Origin of the sequence: Bacillus pumilus, assembly GCF_003431975.1 — a bacterium.
Lineage (GTDB): Bacteria > Bacillota > Bacilli > Bacillales > Bacillaceae > Bacillus > Bacillus pumilus_N.
This window is the reverse complement of the sequence record NZ_CP027116.1, coordinates 153592-173457: the sequence shown is the minus strand read 5'-3', so window position 1 is coordinate 173457 and position 19866 is coordinate 153592. Positions and strand designations below refer to the sequence as shown.

17 protein-coding genes, 2 tRNA genes, 3 rRNA genes and 1 pseudogene are annotated in these 19866 nt (G+C 44.5%); 3 read left to right on the top strand and 20 right to left on the bottom strand.

The features are described from left to right. Nucleotides 1-20 precede the first annotated feature (20 nt). The 6 genes from C5695_RS00995 to C5695_RS00970 form a co-directional block, all read right to left on the bottom strand. The gene (locus tag C5695_RS00995; RefSeq protein ID WP_117728311.1) at nt 21-1460 is read right to left on the bottom strand and encodes a SulP family inorganic anion transporter; all 1440 of its coding nucleotides are present in this window, start codon (nt 1458-1460) and stop codon (nt 21-23) included. 331 nt (nt 1461-1791) lie between these two features. Then, nucleotides 1792-1864 (bottom strand) — tRNA-Thr (locus C5695_RS00990). Nucleotide 1865: 1 nt separating this feature from the next. After that, nucleotides 1866-1940: transfer RNA gene (locus tag C5695_RS00985), tRNA-Asn, on the bottom strand. 42 nt (nt 1941-1982) lie between these two features. Further along, nucleotides 1983-2098, bottom strand: a 5S ribosomal RNA gene (gene rrf / locus C5695_RS00980). Nucleotides 2099-2159: 61 nt separating this feature from the next. Continuing rightward, nucleotides 2160-5090, bottom strand: a 23S ribosomal RNA gene (locus C5695_RS00975). A 182-nt stretch (nt 5091-5272) separates the two neighbouring features. After that, nucleotides 5273-6821: ribosomal RNA gene (locus C5695_RS00970) — 16S ribosomal RNA — on the bottom strand. The 16S, 23S and 5S rRNA genes sit together here with 2 tRNA genes alongside, the layout of an rRNA operon. A gap of 378 nt (nt 6822-7199) precedes the next feature. Between C5695_RS00970 and pdaB the strand changes: the two genes are divergently transcribed. Then, the gene (pdaB, locus tag C5695_RS00965; protein WP_117728309.1) at nt 7200-7964 is read left to right on the top strand and encodes a polysaccharide deacetylase family sporulation protein PdaB; all 765 of its coding nucleotides are present in this window, start codon (nt 7200-7202) and stop codon (nt 7962-7964) included. On the opposite strand, the gene kbaA is transcribed toward pdaB, so the two are convergent. Next, nucleotides 7957-8559, bottom strand: coding sequence for a KinB-signaling pathway activation protein (gene kbaA / locus C5695_RS00960; RefSeq protein WP_117728307.1), 603 nt, complete (start codon nt 8557-8559; stop codon nt 7957-7959). The genes pdaB and kbaA overlap by 8 nt on opposite strands. A 90-nt stretch (nt 8560-8649) precedes the next feature. Here kbaA and gerD point away from each other — a divergent pair, with 90 nt between their 5' ends. Beyond that, nucleotides 8650-9234, top strand: a complete 585-nt coding sequence (gerD, locus tag C5695_RS00955) for a spore germination lipoprotein GerD (protein WP_117728305.1) — start codon at nt 8650-8652, stop codon at nt 9232-9234. 38 nt (nt 9235-9272) lie between these two features. Here gerD and C5695_RS00950 read toward each other — a convergent pair whose 3' ends face one another. The 3 genes from C5695_RS00950 to C5695_RS00940 form a co-directional block, all read right to left on the bottom strand. Continuing rightward, nucleotides 9273-10331 carry an Mrp/NBP35 family ATP-binding protein gene (locus C5695_RS00950; RefSeq protein ID WP_117728303.1) on the bottom strand — a complete coding sequence of 353 codons (1059 nt, stop codon included), beginning with the start codon at nt 10329-10331 and terminating at the stop codon, nt 9273-9275. A gap of 103 nt (nt 10332-10434) precedes the next feature. Continuing rightward, on the bottom strand, nt 10435-11148 hold the full coding sequence (gene cwlD, locus C5695_RS00945; protein ID WP_106031896.1) for an N-acetylmuramoyl-L-alanine amidase CwlD: 714 nt from the start codon (nt 11146-11148) through the stop codon (nt 10435-10437). A 58-nt stretch (nt 11149-11206) separates the two neighbouring features. Continuing rightward, nucleotides 11207-11650 carry a YbaK family protein gene (locus C5695_RS00940; protein ID WP_117728301.1) on the bottom strand — a complete coding sequence of 148 codons (444 nt, stop codon included), beginning with the start codon at nt 11648-11650 and terminating at the stop codon, nt 11207-11209. 147 nt (nt 11651-11797) lie between these two features. Between C5695_RS00940 and C5695_RS00935 the strand changes: the two genes are divergently transcribed. Further along, a complete protein-coding gene (locus tag C5695_RS00935) occupies nt 11798-12364 on the top strand; it encodes a DUF4825 domain-containing protein (protein WP_117728299.1) in 567 nt (188 codons plus the stop codon). A gap of 37 nt (nt 12365-12401) precedes the next feature. On the opposite strand, the pseudogene C5695_RS00930 reads toward C5695_RS00935, so the two are convergent. The 10 genes and pseudogenes from C5695_RS00930 to C5695_RS00885 form a co-directional block, all read right to left on the bottom strand. Then, nucleotides 12402-13289, bottom strand: a pseudogene (locus C5695_RS00930) (serine hydrolase); the annotation flags it as partial. Nucleotides 13290-13507: 218 nt separating this feature from the next. Beyond that, complete coding sequence (locus tag C5695_RS00925) at nt 13508-13981, bottom strand: GNAT family N-acetyltransferase (protein WP_117728296.1); 474 nt, start codon at nt 13979-13981, stop codon at nt 13508-13510. A gap of 22 nt (nt 13982-14003) precedes the next feature. After that, nucleotides 14004-14750, bottom strand: coding sequence for an amidohydrolase family protein (locus tag C5695_RS00920; RefSeq protein WP_117728294.1), 747 nt, complete (start codon nt 14748-14750; stop codon nt 14004-14006). 97 nt (nt 14751-14847) lie between these two features. Next, the gene (locus C5695_RS00915) at nt 14848-15363 is read right to left on the bottom strand and encodes a GNAT family N-acetyltransferase (protein ID WP_117728292.1); all 516 of its coding nucleotides are present in this window, start codon (nt 15361-15363) and stop codon (nt 14848-14850) included. 189 nt (nt 15364-15552) lie between these two features. Then, the gene (gene rpsI / locus C5695_RS00910) at nt 15553-15945 is read right to left on the bottom strand and encodes a 30S ribosomal protein S9 (RefSeq protein WP_095407558.1); all 393 of its coding nucleotides are present in this window, start codon (nt 15943-15945) and stop codon (nt 15553-15555) included. 20 nt (nt 15946-15965) lie between these two features. Continuing rightward, nucleotides 15966-16403 (bottom strand): 50S ribosomal protein L13, encoded by a 438-nt coding sequence (gene rplM / locus C5695_RS00905; RefSeq protein ID WP_003217042.1) that lies wholly within the window; start codon nt 16401-16403, stop codon nt 15966-15968. Nucleotides 16404-16570: 167 nt separating this feature from the next. After that, nucleotides 16571-17314, bottom strand: a complete 744-nt coding sequence (gene truA / locus C5695_RS00900; protein WP_117728290.1) for a tRNA pseudouridine(38-40) synthase TruA — start codon at nt 17312-17314, stop codon at nt 16571-16573. 11 nt (nt 17315-17325) lie between these two features. After that, entirely contained in the window at nt 17326-18123 is a 798-nt protein-coding gene (locus tag C5695_RS00895) for an energy-coupling factor transporter transmembrane component T family protein (RefSeq protein WP_117728288.1), read from the bottom strand. Then, a complete protein-coding gene (locus C5695_RS00890) occupies nt 18120-18989 on the bottom strand; it encodes an energy-coupling factor ABC transporter ATP-binding protein (RefSeq protein ID WP_117728286.1) in 870 nt (289 codons plus the stop codon). The genes C5695_RS00895 and C5695_RS00890 overlap by 4 nt, the downstream gene beginning before the upstream one ends. Then, nucleotides 18965-19807 (bottom strand): energy-coupling factor ABC transporter ATP-binding protein, encoded by an 843-nt coding sequence (locus C5695_RS00885; protein ID WP_117728284.1) that lies wholly within the window; start codon nt 19805-19807, stop codon nt 18965-18967. The genes C5695_RS00890 and C5695_RS00885 overlap by 25 nt, the downstream gene beginning before the upstream one ends. Nucleotides 19808-19866 lie beyond the last annotated feature (59 nt).

Below are 19866 nucleotides of genomic sequence, written 5' to 3'. Positions count from 1 at the left end.
TTGTAACAAACCGAATTTTTTTAAGAACCATTCACCTGATTTACAAGCTTTTGACTTGATGTATCCATTCCAATTACGTCTACCTGTACTCCAGCTGCTTGATACTTTTCCTTTACACGTTCTATCGCTGCCACGCCAGATTCATCCCATATACGTGCTTCAGACAAATCAATCACAACGGCTTGTAGATCTTTTTTCTGATGGAACGCTTGAATGAAATCAGTGACAGAAGCAAAGAAAATTTGCCCTTTAATTCGATACACCCAAGTACCTGCTTGGCTTTCTGTAGAGGTAATAAGGAGCTTCGATATTTTCGCTACAAAGAATACTGCACTAAGCAGCACACCTGCAAAAACCCCTTTTGATAAATCATGAGTCAACACCACAGTCACGACTGTGACAATCATGACAATAGAATCTGTTTTCGGATTCTTTTTTAATTGCTGAAAGGAACTCCAATCAAATGTCCCAACGGAGACCATAATCATCACAGCCACAAGAGCAGCCATCGGAATTTGAACGACAACATCACCAAGTACAAAAATGAGGACCATTAAAAATGCACCTGCTACAAAAGTAGAAAGCCGTCCACGCCCGCCTGCCTTCGTATTAATCACTGATTGACCAATCATCGCACAACCAGCCATACCACCAAAGAATCCTGCAACCACATTGGCAATCCCTTGACCTCTCGCTTCCTTGTTCTTACGACTTGACGTCTCCGTCATATCATCAACAATCTGTGCAGTTAAAAGGGACTCAAGTAAACCGACCATCGCAAGTGCTAACGAATAAGGAAAAATGATAGCAAGTGTCTCCCAGCTAAACGGAACTTGAGGAATCAGAAAAGCAGGTAAAGAACTAGGAAGCTCTCCCATGTCACCAACTGTTCTAACATCAATATGTCCAAATACAGCTATAATCGTCATGACAATAATCGCAATGAGTGGGGAAGGTATCACTTTTATCACCATCGGCAATAAATAAATAATCAACAAGGCACCACCTGTCATGATATACATGGCCATTGATTCTCCAACGAAATGTGGAAGCTGAGCCATGAAGATCATAATAGCCAGTGCATTCACAAAACCAACCATTACGGATCTCGGTATAAATTTCATCAGACGAGAAACACGGCAGAGTCCAAACACAATCTGAATCAGACCTGTTAAAATCGTCGCTGCAAACAAATATTGCAATCCATGATCTGCAACCAAGTTCACCATAACAAGAGCCATAGCTCCTGTAGCAGCCGAAATCATACCCGGTCGTCCACCAACAAACGAAATCACAATCGCAATACAAAACGAAGCATACAATCCAATCTTCGGATCAACGCCCGCAATAATCGAAAACGCAATCGCCTCAGGAATTAAAGCCAGAGCAACTAAAATACCCGCCAACACATCCTGACGCACATGTCCAAACCATTCTTGTTTTACAAATAAATCTTTCAAACCATCTACTCCTTTTTTATACACATACCGTACATGGAAAGGAAGAGCAATCAAACCTGGAGATGAAGAAGAAAAAAATAAACAATGCTTCACTTTCGGGGGAAAAGAGGAACGTACAGAGTCTTTTGTTAGAGAGGATATCATCACTTTAGTAAGAATATAAGAAAGGTGCTGAAGAATCAAGAACAAAAAGAAGGAATATGTAGAAAACTGATACAAAGCTTCCTTTTTCATGAGTCTACTGATAATTGAGCGAGTTCAACATTTTAAAGAAAAACAAAAAAAGCCTTCTCATCATCGAGAAACCTTGTCAGATCAACATTTAGAGGAAAGCTTCCAAGCGGGCTCGAACCGCTGACCTCTTCCTTACCATGGAAGTGCTCTACCTACTGAGCTATGGAAGCATGGCTCCGCAGGTAGGACTCGAACCTACGACCGATCGGTTAACAGCCGATAGCTCTACCACTGAGCTACTGCGGAATGATAAAGTAACTTCTTCCATTGGAAGGATATAAACAAAAAGCTTGGCGGCGTCCTACTCTCACAGGGGGAGACCCCCAACTACCATCGGCGCTGAAGAGCTTAACTTCCGTGTTCGGTATGGGAACGGGTGTGACCTCTTCGCTATCGCCACCAAACCTGATGGAGAGAATGTTCTCTCAAAACTAGATAACAATGTTCATGCTTCACATTAGAATAAAGGTTAAGTCCTCGATCTATTAGTATCTGTCAGCTCCACGTGTCACCACGCTTCCACCTCAGACCTATCAACCTGATCATCTTTCAGGGATCTTACTTCCTTGCGGAATGGGAAATCTCATCTTGAGGGGGGCTTCATGCTTAGATGCTTTCAGCACTTATCCCGTCCGCACATAGCTACCCAGCGATGCCCTTGGCAGAACAACTGGTACACCAGCGGTGCGTCCATCCCGGTCCTCTCGTACTAAGGACAGCTCCTCTCAAATTTCCTGCGCCCGCGACGGATAGGGACCGAACTGTCTCACGACGTTCTGAACCCAGCTCGCGTACCGCTTTAATGGGCGAACAGCCCAACCCTTGGGACCGACTACAGCCCCAGGATGCGATGAGCCGACATCGAGGTGCCAAACCTCCCCGTCGATGTGGACTCTTGGGGGAGATAAGCCTGTTATCCCCGGGGTAGCTTTTATCCGTTGAGCGATGGCCCTTCCATGCGGAACCACCGGATCACTAAGCCCGACTTTCGTCCCTGCTCGACTTGTAGGTCTCGCAGTCAAGCTCCCTTGTGCCTTTACACTCTGCGAATGATTTCCAACCATTCTGAGGGAACCTTTGGGCGCCTCCGTTACATTTTAGGAGGCGACCGCCCCAGTCAAACTGCCCACCTGACACTGTCTCCCTGCCCGATAAGGGCAGTGGGTTAGAAGGTCAATACAGCCAGGGTAGTATCCCACCGATGCCTCCACCGAAGCTAGCGCTCCGGTTTCCAAGGCTCCTACCTATCCTGTACAAGCTGTACCAACATTCAATATCAGGCTGCAGTAAAGCTCCACGGGGTCTTTCCGTCCTGTCGCGGGTAACCTGCATCTTCACAGGTACTATAATTTCACCGAGTCTCTCGTTGAGACAGTGCCCAGATCGTTGCGCCTTTCGTGCGGGTCGGAACTTACCCGACAAGGAATTTCGCTACCTTAGGACCGTTATAGTTACGGCCGCCGTTTACTGGGGCTTCAATTCGCACCTTCGCTTACGCTAAGCGCTCCTCTTAACCTTCCAGCACCGGGCAGGCGTCAGCCCCTATACTTCGCCTTACGGCTTCGCAGAGACCTGTGTTTTTGCTAAACAGTCGCCTGGGCCTATTCACTGCGGCTTCTCGGGGCTTTAACACCCTAAGAAGCACCCCTTCTCCCGAAGTTACGGGGTCATTTTGCCGAGTTCCTTAACGAGAGTTCTCTCGATCACCTTAGGATTCTCTCCTCGCCTACCTGTGTCGGTTTGCGGTACGGGCACCTCTCACCTCGCTAGAGGCTTTTCTTGGCAGTGTGGAATCAGGAACTTCGCTACTAAATTTCGCTCGCCATCACAGCTCAGCCTTTACGGGAAACGGATTTGCCTATTTCCCAGCCTAACTGCTTGGACGCGGATATCCAATACCGCGCTTACCCTATCCTCCTGCGTCCCCCCATTGCTCAAATGGTGAGGAGGTGGTACAGGAATATCAACCTGTTGTCCATCGCCTACGCCTTTCGGCCTCGGCTTAGGTCCCGACTAACCCTGAGCGGACGAGCCTTCCTCAGGAAACCTTAGGCATTCGGTGGACGGGATTCTCACCCGTCTTTCGCTACTCATACCGGCATTCTCACTTCTAAGCGCTCCACCAGTCCTTCCGGTCTGGCTTCACAGCCCTTAGAACGCTCTCCTACCACTGTTCGTTAGAACAGTCCGCAGTTTCGGTGATACGTTTAGCCCCGGTACATTTTCGGCGCAGAGTCACTCGACCAGTGAGCTATTACGCACTCTTTAAATGGTGGCTGCTTCTAAGCCAACATCCTGGTTGTCTAAGCAACTCCACATCCTTTTCCACTTAACGTATACTTTGGGACCTTAGCTGGCGGTCTGGGCTGTTTCCCTTTCGACTACGGATCTTATCACTCGCAGTCTGACTCCCAAGGATAAGTCATCGGCATTCGGAGTTTGACTGAATTCGGTAACCCGGTAGGGGCCCCTAGTCCAATCAGTGCTCTACCTCCGAGACTCTTACCTTGAGGCTAGCCCTAAAGCTATTTCGGAGAGAACCAGCTATCTCCAGGTTCGATTGGCATTTCACCCCTACCCACACCTCATCCCCGCACTTTTCAACGTGCGTGGGTTCGGGCCTCCATTCAGTGTTACCTGAACTTCACCCTGGACATGGGTAGATCACCTGGTTTCGGGTCTACGACCACGTACTCATGCGCCCTATTCAGACTCGCTTTCGCTGCGGCTCCGCATCTTCTGCTTAACCTTGCACGGGATCGTAACTCGCCGGTTCATTCTACAAAAGGCACGCCATCACCCGTTAACGGGCTCTGACTACTTGTAGGCACACGGTTTCAGGATCTATTTCACTCCCCTTCCGGGGTGCTTTTCACCTTTCCCTCACGGTACTGGTTCACTATCGGTCACTAGGGAGTATTTAGCCTTGGGAGATGGTCCTCCCGGATTCCGACGGAATTTCACGTGTTCCGCCGTACTCAGGATCCACTCTGGAGAGAACAACATTTCAGTTACAGGGCTGTTACCTTCTTTGGCGGGCCTTTCCAGACCTCTTCGCTTATATCGTTCCTTTGTAACTCCGTATAGAGTGTCCTACAACCCCAAGAGGCAAGCCTCTTGGTTTGGGCTGTTCCCGTTTCGCTCGCCGCTACTCAGGGAATCGCATTTGCTTTCTCTTCCTCCGGGTACTTAGATGTTTCAGTTCCCCGGGTATGCCTTCTCATACTCTATGTATTCAAGTATGGATACTACTCCATTACGAGCAGTGGGTTTCCCCATTCGGAAATCTCCGGATCAAAGCTTGCTTACAGCTCCCCGAAGCATATCGGTGTTCGTCCCGTCCTTCATCGGCTCCTAGTGCCAAGGCATCCACCGTGCGCCCTTTCTAACTTAACCATTTCTTACTTTAGAAAGAATCACTATGTGTGATGAACTTTGCATTGCATTCAATGTGAATGTATTACTTATTGTTATCTAGTTTTCAAAGAACAATCCTGTCTCGCTAGAGACATGTTTTGAAGAAATGATCCTTCAAAACTAAACAAGACGAAAACGCACGCTGCTCCATATATCCTTAGAAAGGAGGTGATCCAGCCGCACCTTCCGATACGGCTACCTTGTTACGACTTCACCCCAATCATCTGCCCCACCTTCGGCGGCTGGCTCCATAAAGGTTACCTCACCGACTTCGGGTGTTGCAAACTCTCGTGGTGTGACGGGCGGTGTGTACAAGGCCCGGGAACGTATTCACCGCGGCATGCTGATCCGCGATTACTAGCGATTCCAGCTTCACGCAGTCGAGTTGCAGACTGCGATCCGAACTGAGAACAGATTTATGGGATTGGCTAAACCTTGCGGTCTCGCAGCCCTTTGTTCTGTCCATTGTAGCACGTGTGTAGCCCAGGTCATAAGGGGCATGATGATTTGACGTCATCCCCACCTTCCTCCGGTTTGTCACCGGCAGTCACCTTAGAGTGCCCAACTAAATGCTGGCAACTAAGATCAAGGGTTGCGCTCGTTGCGGGACTTAACCCAACATCTCACGACACGAGCTGACGACAACCATGCACCACCTGTCACTCTGTCCCCGAAGGGAAAGCCCTATCTCTAGGGTTGTCAGAGGATGTCAAGACCTGGTAAGGTTCTTCGCGTTGCTTCGAATTAAACCACATGCTCCACCGCTTGTGCGGGCCCCCGTCAATTCCTTTGAGTTTCAGTCTTGCGACCGTACTCCCCAGGCGGAGTGCTTAATGCGTTAGCTGCAGCACTAAGGGGCGGAAACCCCCTAACACTTAGCACTCATCGTTTACGGCGTGGACTACCAGGGTATCTAATCCTGTTCGCTCCCCACGCTTTCGCTCCTCAGCGTCAGTTACAGACCAGAGAGTCGCCTTCGCCACTGGTGTTCCTCCACATCTCTACGCATTTCACCGCTACACGTGGAATTCCACTCTCCTCTTCTGCACTCAAGTTTCCCAGTTTCCAATGACCCTCCCCGGTTGAGCCGGGGGCTTTCACATCAGACTTAAGAAACCGCCTGCGAGCCCTTTACGCCCAATAATTCCGGACAACGCTTGCCACCTACGTATTACCGCGGCTGCTGGCACGTAGTTAGCCGTGGCTTTCTGGTTAGGTACCGTCAAGGTGCGAGCAGTTACTCTCGCACTTGTTCTTCCCTAACAACAGAGCTTTACGATCCGAAAACCTTCATCACTCACGCGGCGTTGCTCCGTCAGACTTTCGTCCATTGCGGAAGATTCCCTACTGCTGCCTCCCGTAGGAGTCTGGGCCGTGTCTCAGTCCCAGTGTGGCCGATCACCCTCTCAGGTCGGCTACGCATCGTCGCCTTGGTGAGCCATTACCCCACCAACTAGCTAATGCGCCGCGGGTCCATCTGTAAGTGACAGCCGAAACCGTCTTTCATCCTTGAACCATGCGGTTCAAGGAACTATCCGGTATTAGCTCCGGTTTCCCGGAGTTATCCCAGTCTTACAGGCAGGTTACCCACGTGTTACTCACCCGTCCGCCGCTAACATCCGGGAGCAAGCTCCCTTCTGTTCGCTCGACTTGCATGTATTAGGCACGCCGCCAGCGTTCGTCCTGAGCCAGGATCAAACTCTCCGAAAAAGTACAAAACCGAAGTTTTGTTTTTCGTCAGCGTTTGACTGACTACCTATGATGTATCATAGGATTTTTTTATAAAAACTCGAATTAACAGGTACGTTTTGTCTTGTTTAGTTTTCAAAGATCATCTCGCCGTTCTTAGCGGCTTTAATAATATAACATTTTGCTTCATCTTATGTCAACAACTTTTTTCAAGTTTATTTCCCGAAGCGTTTTGTGTTTGTCACTGTGTGTCAGCGACGATTAATAATATATCACGAAAACATTCTATCGGTCAACGGCTTTTCAAAACTTTTTTTGAAATAGTTTTATTGTGCATCACAAACCCTTGTCCTGCATACAATCAAGTAACAATCTCGGACAAGGCAGGAGTTGTTTGAATTGAGTCGATTATACGTGTTGCCAATTAAACGGCTGAAGCAAGTTGTCATTATTCTTGTAGCAGCCCTTGCAGCTGCAACCTTTTTTTATGTACAAAAGGCACCGCCGCTGTCGGTATTTAAAACAGAACAAGGCCCCCGAGCTATTTATAAAGGTGAGTCTTCCTCAAAACATGTCTCCCTCACTTTTAATATCGGCTGGGGAGATGAGAAGGCTGTTCCTATTTTAAATGTCCTTCGAGAGTACGATATAAAGAACGCCACTTTCTTTCTGTCTGCTTCTTGGGCTGAGCGTCACCCTGATATCGTCAAACAAATTAGAGAGGACGGCCACCAAATCGGAAGCCTTGGCTATGCTTATAAAAATTATAGCCAGCTTGAAGATAGTGAAATTAAGCAGGATCTTGTTCGAGCACAAAACACCTTTCAAAAGCTTGGACTAGATGACATTCAACTATTAAGACCGCCAACTGGCCAATTTAACGAAAAATCATTAAAGATTGCTACACAGTATGGTTATACCGTTGTCCATTACAGTATCAATTCACAGGATTGGCTGAATCCAGGCGTCGACCAGATTGTTCAGAATGTAAATGATCGAATGAAGAGCGGAGACATCGTTCTCCTTCACGCCTCAGATTCAGCAACCCAAACCGCTCAAGCTTTACCAGCTATTTTGAAACAAATTAAAGAAAAGAACTTAAAGAATGTGACGGTTGGCGAACTGATCTCCAATACCAAAACAAAGTCATCGGAAGTTAAGTAGCTTTCGCCTTTGAAAACCGTGGCATAGCTAACAGCTGAAACGCATTACAGCCTAATAGCGGGAATAACATTAAATACAGCCAGTCCTCTTCATTGACTCTAAGCGCCGGGAACCATTCTAACGACGTAATGACGACCATGAGAAACATTGCGGAAACAAATGTTTTCTTAGAGGACTGCTGCTGTTTAAAGTAAGCCACAATGATTGCGAACACACCAACAAAGACAGGCAGCCACAAATATGGAAGAAATGATTCATTCTCTCCGAAAAACAAAAATCGCAAGTAAGCTAAATCAAACAACACAAAGATCACAAGAAACAGCTGAATGGTATTCCATAAAGAATGCGATCGGAATATCTCTAACGCAAACCGGTGCACCGTCAAGAATACAACAAACCCCATCTGACTAATAACACTAAAGATCATCCCTACACCAATGAACCAAAACAACACAGAGGCGATTTCTAGTATTTCAAACGATATAAAAAGCTTCTGATATTTCCCCCACTCCAGCGCAAAGCCTACCACGCTTGTAATAACCGCTCCAACAGCTAGCACAGAGAAGAAAAAACGAACTAAATCCCGACTTTTCATTGAATTGATCCAACCCCTATTTTTGTTATGTATAAATTTACGTGAAACATTCATATTAAAAGTAAGACATGTAACGAAAGGAGCCACAGTATGTCAAAAGGCATCTTGCGTATAATGAGCTGTTTTCTCCTTTTATCTTTAACAGCTTGTGCTCCCAAAACCCAATCCTCATCTAATATGGACTATGACGAAACGAAAAAAATGGTCGTCGATATATTAAAGACAGATGACGGTAAAAAGGCCATTCAACAGTTATTAAATGACGAGGCAATGAATGAAGCTTTGGTAATGGATGAACAAACTGTGAAGCAAACGATAGAGAAAACACTGACTTCTGATAAAGGCAAAGAGTTCTGGAAGAAGGTCTTTGAGGATTCTAAATTTGCCGAGACTTTCGCAAAATCCATGCAGCAACAGCATGAAAAGATGTTAAAACAGTTAATGAAGGACCCTGACTATCAGCAATTAATGATGGATATTCTCAAGGATCCCGAAATGGAAAAGAAATACGGTGAACTGGTGAAAAGCAAAGAGTTTAGAAAACACTTAGAAAAAGTCATTACAGAAACATTAAGCAGTCCTCTTTATAAAAAGAAATTCGAAGATGAGCTCAAAAAGGCAGCATCTGAGAGCAGTGATTCCGGTTCAAAAGGCAGCGAAGAAAGCGGTAGTTAAACATCACCCGAGTGGACATACATCCACTCGGGCTTTCATTATGCTTTTACTGCTAATTGTTCAATGACTTTATTCGCAATGTGTTGATACACTTCTCCCGTTGGATGGGTCGCATCATAGACGGATGGAGCAAAATCATCTTCATTCCAATCAGGCTGCCTTAAAGGAATTTGACCAAGGACCGATACTCGCAGCTCTTCTGCCAGCTTGTCCCCGCCTCCTTTTCCAAAGACATATTCTTTCTCACCTGTTTTTTTGCTTTCATAATAGCTCATATTCTCAACAACCCCCAGCACCTCGTGATCTGTTTGCAGGGCCATTGCGCCTGCTCTAGCAGCAACGAAAGCAGCTGTAGGATGCGGTGTTGTGACAATGATTTCTTTACAGATAGGAAGCATTGTATGAATATCAAGCGCCACATCTCCCGTACCAGGCGGCAGGTCTAATAGTAAGTAATCTAATTCTCCCCACTCGACTTCATGGAAGAAATTATTTAGCATTTTACCAAGCATCGGTCCTCTCCAAATGACCGGTGCATTTTCTTCAACAAAAAAGCCCATTGAAATCACTTTGACGCCAAAGCGTTCCACAGGTATGATTTTTTCCCCTTTAACTGTTGGTCTAACGGTGATTCCCATCATATCCGGTACACTAAAGCCATAAATATCTGCATCAATCAGCCCGACTTTTTTCCCTAGACGGGCAAGCGCAACAGCAAGGTTAACAGAAACGGTTGATTTCCCAACGCCTCCCTTTCCACTCGCAATCGCTAGGAACTCAGGCGGATTTTTAGCGTTGAGCAGGTTTTCTTCCTCATCCTGCGCTGGCATAAACCTTTCAAGTGTTTCCTGAGGCAGTTCTTCAAAACGAAGTCCTACTGTATTAGCGCCCTCTGCTTTCAAAGCTTGTACGATGTCTTGCTGAAGCTTCATCTGCTCAGCAGTGCCCGTTTTGGCAATCGCCACTTTTAAGCTTACATGCTCTTTTTCAGGCTTTAGGCTGATTTCCTTAATGGCATCCAGCTCACCAAGCGGTATATGAAGGAAAGGTTCGTCCATCTTCCCAACTAGTTTTCTCACATCATCTTGTCCGATCATAGCAGAACCTCACCCTTTATTGAATTCGTTTACAAACCAAGTATATCATACATATCCTTACAATGTCTGTCCTGTTTGCCTGCGTTCAAAAGGAAAAAGCCCCTTATTCAGGCGGCTCTTTTTGCTCTGTCAAATATCTTAAAATACCTTTATAAATGGAGGCAGCAATTTGATCCTGATATTTAGGCGTTGCCAGCTGACCGGCCTCTTTCGGGTTGGAAAGAAAACCAATTTCCACAAGGGCTCCTGGCTTTGTCACATTTTGCATTAAATAAATGCCGTTGATCCGCTTCGCCTTTCGATCTGTGTTTTCAAGATTTCTGCGTAATTCATCTTGAATGAACTTCGCTGCCTTTTCGTTCTCTTCATACTTTCCGTAAAAAAACGTCTGCGCGCCGCTCCATTTGTTCGATGGAATTGCATTTAAATGAATACTTAAATAGAGATCCGCTTCAGACTCATTGATGGCTTTTACCCGGTTTCTTAAATCCTCTGCTTTCTTTCGTGCATATCCCTTTGTATTCTTTGATGATAAATCAGAATCATCCTCGCGAGTCATGAGAACAAGCGCTCCCTGCTCCTGTAAATAGTCACGTATCTTCATGGACACATCCAGTGCAATCTCTTTTTCAAGCAGTTCTCCCCCTACAGCCCCGCCATCTGGACCACCATGACCCGGATCTAAATAGATGATTTTCCCGCTTAGAGGCAAATTCCATGATTTCCATGAATCATCATTTAGAAATTGAAACCTGAATAAGAATAAGAGGACAATAAATCCAATTAAAAACCCTGTCCACTTCAGCTTTCTTTTCATCCCTGTCCCTCCCATACACCATTATTTTATAGATATGGGACAAGGGCTGAAAATATGCTTAATGCAGCCGAAGCTTGTGTCTTTTTTCTGATTCTCGAAAGCCTTCCTCCCACCACACGCTTAAAAAATCCTTCGCAAATGGATACAAACACGACATCTTGCGCTCCATTCGGAACATATTCCCCCACGACTGCAAACACCCTGCTAGCTCCTCAACCAGTTCATCTTCTTCATGAACTGACCGCTTCTTTATATCATCGAATGATTCACCATACTTACTCGACTCTCCGTATCTCCCACCTGCTAAAAAAGCTTCAATGGCGAAATCGATGCAGCCATCACTCATAATACCGGCTGGATCATCTGCAAATGGGAACAGCTTCTTCGTGAATTTCTCGGAAGCAACCGTCACCTGTTGAAGAGACAATGTACGCAACAGCTTCTTTTCAAGCGTGACATCTCGTTTTGTTTTCAATTGATAAAATGAAAGCACTTCTGCCATGGACTGAACTCCTTTTTTTCTTTGTATTGTTCGTTGGTTTGAACAAAACATGCAGTTCAGTAAATGGAAATCAATGAGCTAACGGATTGGAAAATTGTGATAAAATGAACATTTATATATAGAAAGAATAGAAAAGGGGCAAAATTCATGAAGAAGTGGATGTATATCCTGTTGCTACTAACAGTCGTCTTATCTGGATGCAACAGTCAAGCGACCGAGCAGAAGAGCATAAAAGGAATAGAAGATATATCATTAAAACAGCTTTCTAAGCACAAAAACACGTATCTTGGTGACAACTCAACCATTCGTGAGATCTTATCAGAGCTTCCTGGAGGTATGATTCGAGAATTTGAAATCGTTGATGGAAAGTCATTAGACATTACATACGGAGTAAAAGAAAATGCCGATGACACAGAAAAACAATTTGACGCATACTGGTTTGATCAAAAGGAGACGATTGAGAAAACGTATTTATACAACGCATTCGCACTTTTTATCCTCGTCGATAATGTTAAGCAGGTAACCCTCAAGATGAGCTCAAACAATGAACCAGCTGTCACGTTTAATAGACAGCAACTAGAAAAAAAGCTCCCTCACTCATTCAAAGAGTACCAAGACAATGTAGCGCTTTGGCAGAAGGAACTGGTTGATGGAGTTGTGAAGTCAAAAGAGAAACGGCAAGATGTATATAAAGTGTTTCCCATGCAGAAATAATAAAACAGAGGGGTGTCTCCCTCTGTTTTTTTGATGATTATTTAGTAAAAGCTTGAATCAATCTTTGTCGAAAGTTTTGGTCCACTGCTGCAGTGAGTATAAATTCATTGAATACTTCCTCAATCCAGTGAGAATTGTCCGCTTTCGGATCATTGATAAATAGAGAGAGGGATATAGTTGATGTATCTGTTTTTCGATATAAAGCAGCTGTGAAAACAAACAATGTTGCTCCGCCTTTATACCAAAGGTATTGATCTGTTTCCGTCTTGAATGTTTCTCCCAGCACAATTTGGCTAAAAAGACGCTTTTCTTCTGTTGTTAACAGCTCATCCTGTAGACGTTTCATAAAATGTGCATATTGATTAGTTGTTGACCTTGTCATTTTTTGCGTCAGTAATGATTGAATACGCAAGCTTAATAAGTTCTTTTTCATCATTTTTTCTTCTAACGCCTTTTTTTGCTCTGGGTCATTTTTCATGATATCAAAAATCTCATTCATTAGAGATTTGTATTGTTCATGAGATACACCGCTCATTTGCTTTAATGCATCCCGCCGATGATCAGCTACATAAGATGACCATAAAAGCTTTGGGGTGACCGGCATGAGTTCATCATGTTCTGAAAGACCTGCTTGTTTCATCTGATCATTGATCTTTTCTAAGCTCAGCCGATCAATCAAATAATCCGTACAAGCATTCGAACTAACTTGCATCATCCCTTTGGCGACATCTAATAAAGTCGCATGCTCAGAAAAATCATTGACCTCCAGCCAATACGCGTGCGCACCGCCATCTGTTCTATCAATATAAAACCGCTCTATATCAGACAATGCCACTTTTTCATCTAGCTTGATGTCACCGTTAGAGACGGTTTTAACAAAATGAAACAAAACCATTAATTTCACCGTACTTGCAAGTGGTGTTTTTTGATCACCATTCTAATCTAATACCACATCTTCATTTTCGATGATTGTCGCTGATACGTCCTTTTTGTTTTTCATGACAAATGTCAAAAGATCTTCTTTTGTTTTATTCAAATGTATCTCCTTTCCCAACCACTATAGATTCTCCTCTTCAATATAAAAATATTTGAAATAAAGATAGAAAAAAGAAGGGGGTTGTGAATCCCCTCCGCTTGATGCTTTTATTCATGAGGCAGCTGCAGCTTCATCCCATCATGCGTAGCTTCAAAGCCCAACTTTTCGTAAAAACGGCGTGCATCTGGTCTCTGTTTGTCTGTTGTTAGCTGAATCATATGACAGCCTCGGTCGCTTGCATGTTGAATAGCCTTTTTTATCAACATCGTGCCAATTCCTTTTCCTCTATGAGTCGAAGCCGTACGAACTCCTTCGATGGATGCTCTCCATCCTCCTTGATGTGTAAGAAATGGTGTCATGGTCAACTGAAGAACACCGACAGCTTCTTTCTGATCACACGCAACAATGAGTTCAATATTTGGATCACTATCTATTGAATGAAAGGCTTCGATATAGCTTTCTAATAATGGTTGAGTGTAACACTCTCTTTTTTGACCTAACATGTCATCCGCGAGCATGAAGACGATTTTGTCGAGATCATCCAGCTTGGCTTCCCTGAACGTCAGTTGACTGAATCCCATTGAACACACACCTCCTATGAAATTATTGACCAAAATACCAATGATGTGCGTTCTTATATAAGATGTGATCAGCTGCTTTTTCATCAAAGAGCTGTTGAATCAACTCAACATCACCGTATTCAAATGGACGCTTCGCCCTTGTGGATGGAAGGTCTGTACCAAACATCAGGGCATCAGGATTCGTTTGATAAATGGACGTCAATGCATGTTCAACGTTTAAATCGACTCGTCCAAAACCTGTTGCTTTCACCCGAACTCCTTTATCAACTAGCTTGAGCAAATGCGGCAAGCCTTCTTCCGATAAGCCTAAATGATCAATCGAAACGGCCGGCAGCTGTTCGAGCGTAGATGAAATGTCAGGGAGATGCTTAGCGTCTATGTAGAGCTCACTATGCCAGCCCACCAGCTCATACACCCTTCTCGCAAAATAATCGAGCTTTGAAATATCCTCAGAACCGCCCCGCTTCACATTAAAACGTAAAGCCTTTACCCCATGTTGATTCAAATGATCAATTTCATCATCAGTTGCCGTAAAAGGTAATTGAGTCACACCACAAAAAGCGGGACCCAGTTCATCCAGTGCCTTCAACAAATAGCCTTGATCAAAGCCTTGAAATGACCCGGACACAATCGCTCCACCGACAATCCCCAGATCAGATGTGTCTCTCTTATAATCATTCACCACATAACTAGGCGGTGTGTACCCTTGGTTTTCTTGAATGGGAAAATCAAAATCAATGATATGAAAATGTGCATCAAAGTTCCTCATGGCCATGCCTCTCTTCTGCTTATTTGATCTGATTATATCAATAGCGAAAGCCAAGAGATATTTGGAATGACGAATCACTTCATATCAAGAAAACTTATCAAGTTTTCCATTCCTCTCGTAAGATGGCATAATAAAACTCATCCCACCACTCATTTCCTTGTGGTATACATTTTTTAAAGTATCCTTCTCGCCTCATCCTCATTTTCTCCATCACCCTCCAAGACGGCACATTTTCAGGCTGACAAGTGGCAATGATGCGATGTAAGTTCAGTGTGTGAAAGCCATGATGTAGTACAGCATAAGCCGATTCAGAAGCATAGCCTTTGTTTTGATATGCAGGATTGAAGACCCAGCCAATTTCATATGTGTGCTCACCAAAGTAAGGATGAAACACGATATGCCCGATGCATGTATGATCTTCTTTTAATAAGACAGCAAAATTCTTAGCTTTTTCATGACTATTATTTTTGACAAAATCCCTTGCAGCGTCTTTAGAAAAAACACCTTCTGGAATATACTTCATCACTGCAGGATCAGATGTATATGCATAGACATCCTGCCAATCATCCTCAGTAAACGGTCGAATGAGACATCTTTCAGTCGTTAGTTTCATAGGACAACCTCCATCTTTTTAAACAGAAAAATTTCTATACTCATATTTTATACGTTTCCAAGTGGATGAGACCAGTCATGATCTATACATAAAAAGCACAAAAAAAAGCATCAGCAGGATGCTGATGCTTTTTTTATAAGGTTTGTCTGTAACAAACCTTTGTAAAACGTCCATACAATATAAAATTGATTAACGTTTTGAGAACTGAGGAGCTCTACGTGCGCCTTTAAGACCGTATTTTTTACGCTCTTTCATACGAGGGTCACGAGTAAGAAGTCCAGCACGTTTAAGTGGTGTACGGTACTCAGGATCTACTTCTAGAAGAGCACGAGAGATACCGTGACGAATTGCTCCAGCTTGACCAGAGAATCCACCACCGTGAACAGTTACAAGAACATCGTAGCTGTTAGCTGTTTCTGTGATGTTCAAAGGTTGTTTCACGTCTTCGATTAAAGCAGCGAATGGAATGTATTCAGTAATTTCACGATTATTAACGACGATACGGCCTTCACCTGGAACTAAGCGAACGCGCGCTACAGAACTTTTACGACGACCTGTACCGTAATATTGAACCTGTGCCAAATTGTTAACCTCCCTTATAATTAACCGCGAAGTTCGTAAACTTCAGGTTGTTGTGCTTGATGTGGATGCTCAGAACCACGGTACACATTTAATTTTTTGAACATTTGACGACCTAGTGGACCCTTTGGAAGCATACCTTTGATAGCAAGCTCCAACATTTTTTCAGGGTAGTTTGTACGCATCTCAAGAGCAGTTCTTTGTTTCAAACCACCTGGATGCATTGTGTGACGGTAGTAAATTTTGTCCGTCAATTTCTTACCTGTTAGTTCGATTTTCTCAGCATTGATGATGATCACGTGATCACCTGTATCAACGTGTGGTGTATAAGTTGGTTTGTGCTTACCGCGCAAAAGTGATGCTACTTCAGTAGAAAGACGACCTAAAGTCTTGCCTGCCGCATCAACAACTAGCCATTTGCGCTCAATTGTGCTTGCGTTCGCCATTGGTGTTGTACGCATGAGTTTCCCTCCTAAATAAAATCAATGATTTTTCCTTGAATCAAATGCTACGTTCTATTTCAAAACACAAGATAAGTCTTCCGGGGCTTATTTGTGGGGTTGAAATACATACCATATGATATCTTATAACTTTCTGCTTCCTGTGTCAAGAACATGTTACACCTGGTTTAGTTGTCATAGAAAACTTCCCATAAATACAGTCCGTGACTAGGCGCAGTCTTGCCTGCCGCTTCGCGATTTCGGGCGGCAAGCATGGTTTTTATCTCTTCCGGGTGAAATTTACCAGATCCGATTTCAAGTAACGTTCCAGCGATAATTCGCACCATGTTGTATAAAAAACCATTTCCTCTCACACGCATTTCAAGCCCGTCTGAGACGTTTTCCCATTCAAGGGTGTAAATCTCCCTCACCTTGTCCTGAACCTCTGTATTGGCCGCACAAAAGCTTGTGAAGTCGTGTGTGCCAACGAGGTACCCAGAAGCTTCTCTCATTTTGCTTGCATCAAGCCGGTAAGGAAAGTGGCAGGCATACTGTCTCGTGAACACATTTTGGTGCGTTTCCGTTGAGACCTTATAACGGTACTCCTTCGAAACGACACTAAAACGTGCATGAAACGTCTCATCCACTTCCTCAGCCTTTAGAACCCGGATATCATCCGGCAGAAGACTGTTGAGGGCAAAAGGCCATCTTTCCATTGGGATCGAGAGCGGGGTGTCGAAATGGATAACCTGCCCCTTCGCATGGACACCACTGTCCGTGCGGCCGGAAGCCACAATCGGAATCAGTTCATCCTGCTTGTGCATTCTTGCAAGGGCCGACTCGATCTCCGTCTGAACAGTTCGCTGCCCAGGCTGCACCTGATAGCCTTTAAAATGTGTCCCATCGTAGGATACGGTACATTTAACCTTCATCTAGGAATCACCTAATTTCTTAGAAGCACAAGGAGTGCTGTTAACAGGATGAATAAGAGCAGCGTGAACGTGTCTTTCATGCCCCAGACAAGCTGACGGTATTTCGTCCGTCCTTCTCCACCCCGGTAGCCTCTCGCTTCCATTGCTGTCGCCAGTTCCTCCGCACGCTTAAACGCACTGACGAAAAGCGGAACAAGCAAAGGAACAATTGCTTTCATGCGATCCTTTAGAGGTCCGCTAGTAAAATCAACACCTCTCGCCATTTGTGCCTTCATGATTTTGTCCGTTTCTTCTAGTAAAGTCGGAATAAACCGAAGAGAGATGGACATCATGAGAGCAAGCTCATGAACAGGCAGTTTGATTTTACGGAATGGGTGAAGCAGCTTTTCCATACCGTCTGTCACTTCTATAGGCGTTGTGGTTAACGTCAGAAGTGTCGTCATCATGATGAGATAGACAAAACGAAGTGAGATAAAGATCCCCTGCTTTAAGCCTTCTTCATAAATATTCAGAAAACCAAAGTGAAATAGCAAGGCGCCATCCTTTGTCATGAAGATATGCAGAATGAAGGTAAATAGGACAATCCATAGGATCGGCTTCATTCCTTTAAGAATAAAGTAGAGCGGCACCTGAGAAAACATCACCACAAGGATGGTAAAGACACCTAAAAGTCCGTAGGTGATGTAATTATTAGCAAAAAAGACAATGAAGACAAAAAAGAAAATTGATAACAGCTTTGTCCTTGGATCAAGACGATGGACAAAGGATGAACCTGGCACATATTTGCCGATAATCATACTATCCATCATGATGTCGTGTCCTCCTGATAAAGAGCTGTTAAGGCTTCTGCCATTTCATCCATGGTCAGAAGCGGTCTTGGAAACGTAATGCCCAGCTTTTCTTCTACAGTCTGCTGAAATTTAATCGTTTCCGGGAGGTCGAGACCAAACGAAGACATGTCTGTACAATTAGCAAACAATTCCCTCGGTGTACCTGTCGCCTTCACCGTTCCTTTGTGCATCACAATCATTTGATCCGCATAATGAGCGGCGTCCTCCATACTGTGTGTGACCAAAATCGTGGTGAGGTTTGCTTTCTGATGAAGCTCATAGAACATGTCCATGATTTCCTTCCGTCCGCGTGGATCTAACCCTGCAGTCGGCTCATCCAGCACAAGCACTTCTGGTTCCATCGCTAGAACACCTGCAATCGCCACACGTCTCATTTGACCACCGCTTAATTCAAAGGGAGATCGAGATAATAAAGATTCAGAAAGACCAACCAGCTTTAGCATTTCCTTCGCCTTCGCTTCTGCCTTCTCCTGAGGAACGCCGAAATTCATCGGACCAAAACAGATATCCTTAAGAATCGTTTCTTCAAAAAGCTGATGCTCTGGAAACTGGAACACGATGCCCACTTTTTTTCGGAGGGACTTTAAATCCTTCTGCTTTTTAGTGGCTTGTAAGACGGTCTCTCCAAGCGCAATGCTCCCCTTCGTTGGTTTGAGCAATCCATTAAGGTGCTGCAGCAACGTGGACTTGCCTGACCCCGTATGACCAATGACAGCAACATAGCTACCCTCTTGGATGGAAGCATTGACATCATACAAAGCGAGACGCTCAAACGGCGTTTTCATTTGATAACGATGCTCTAATTCTTTGATCGTAATGTCCATAGCTCTTTCACCAATCCTTCTTGTGTCAAATGGGCATTTGCAAGCGGCACACCTTGCTGCTTCAATTGTTTGCTCAACCGATAGGAGAATGGCAGATCAAGTCCAATCTGAACCAGCTGTTCATCTAGTTCAAATACTTCCTCTGGAGTTCCCTCGGCAAATTTTTCCCCACCATTCATCACAATGACTCGGTCTGCCTTAGCAGCCTCGTCTAAATCATGTGTGATGGAGATGACTGTGACCGTTCCTTGTTCCTTCAGTAGTCTCACAGTCTCTAACACTTCTTCACGGCCAATCGGATCAAGCATCGATGTTGCTTCATCCAAGATCATGATGTCAGGGCTTGCGGCAAGCACGCCAGCAATAGCGACTCTCTGCTTCTGCCCGCCTGATAGATGGTGCGGCTCTTGATCAAGAAACTCTTGCATATTGACCTGTTTGACAGCCCAATCTACACGCTCTATCATCAATTCCCGCTCAACCCCGTTATTTTCTAAACCAAAAGCCACATCATCACGAACCGTTGAGCCAACGAATTGGTTATCTGGGTTTTGAAAGACCATTCCGACCTTTTTGCGAATATCCCAGACACTCTCTTCTTTGAGCTCAATCTCACCAACCTTGACCGTTCCAGCATCCGGTAAAATGAGCCCATTCAGTACACGGGCAAGTGTGGATTTACCTGAACCGTTATGACCAACAATGGCGAGCCATTCATTTTGATTCACATGCAATGACACTTGATCTAAAGCAGGCTTGTCCGCATCCTTATGATAACGAAATACAATGTCTTTTACGTCAATTAATGTCTTCCCCAACTCTACCGGACCTCCTCTCAGCTCAACCTCTTCTTTGCTTATTGCTAAAAAGCCGTAGT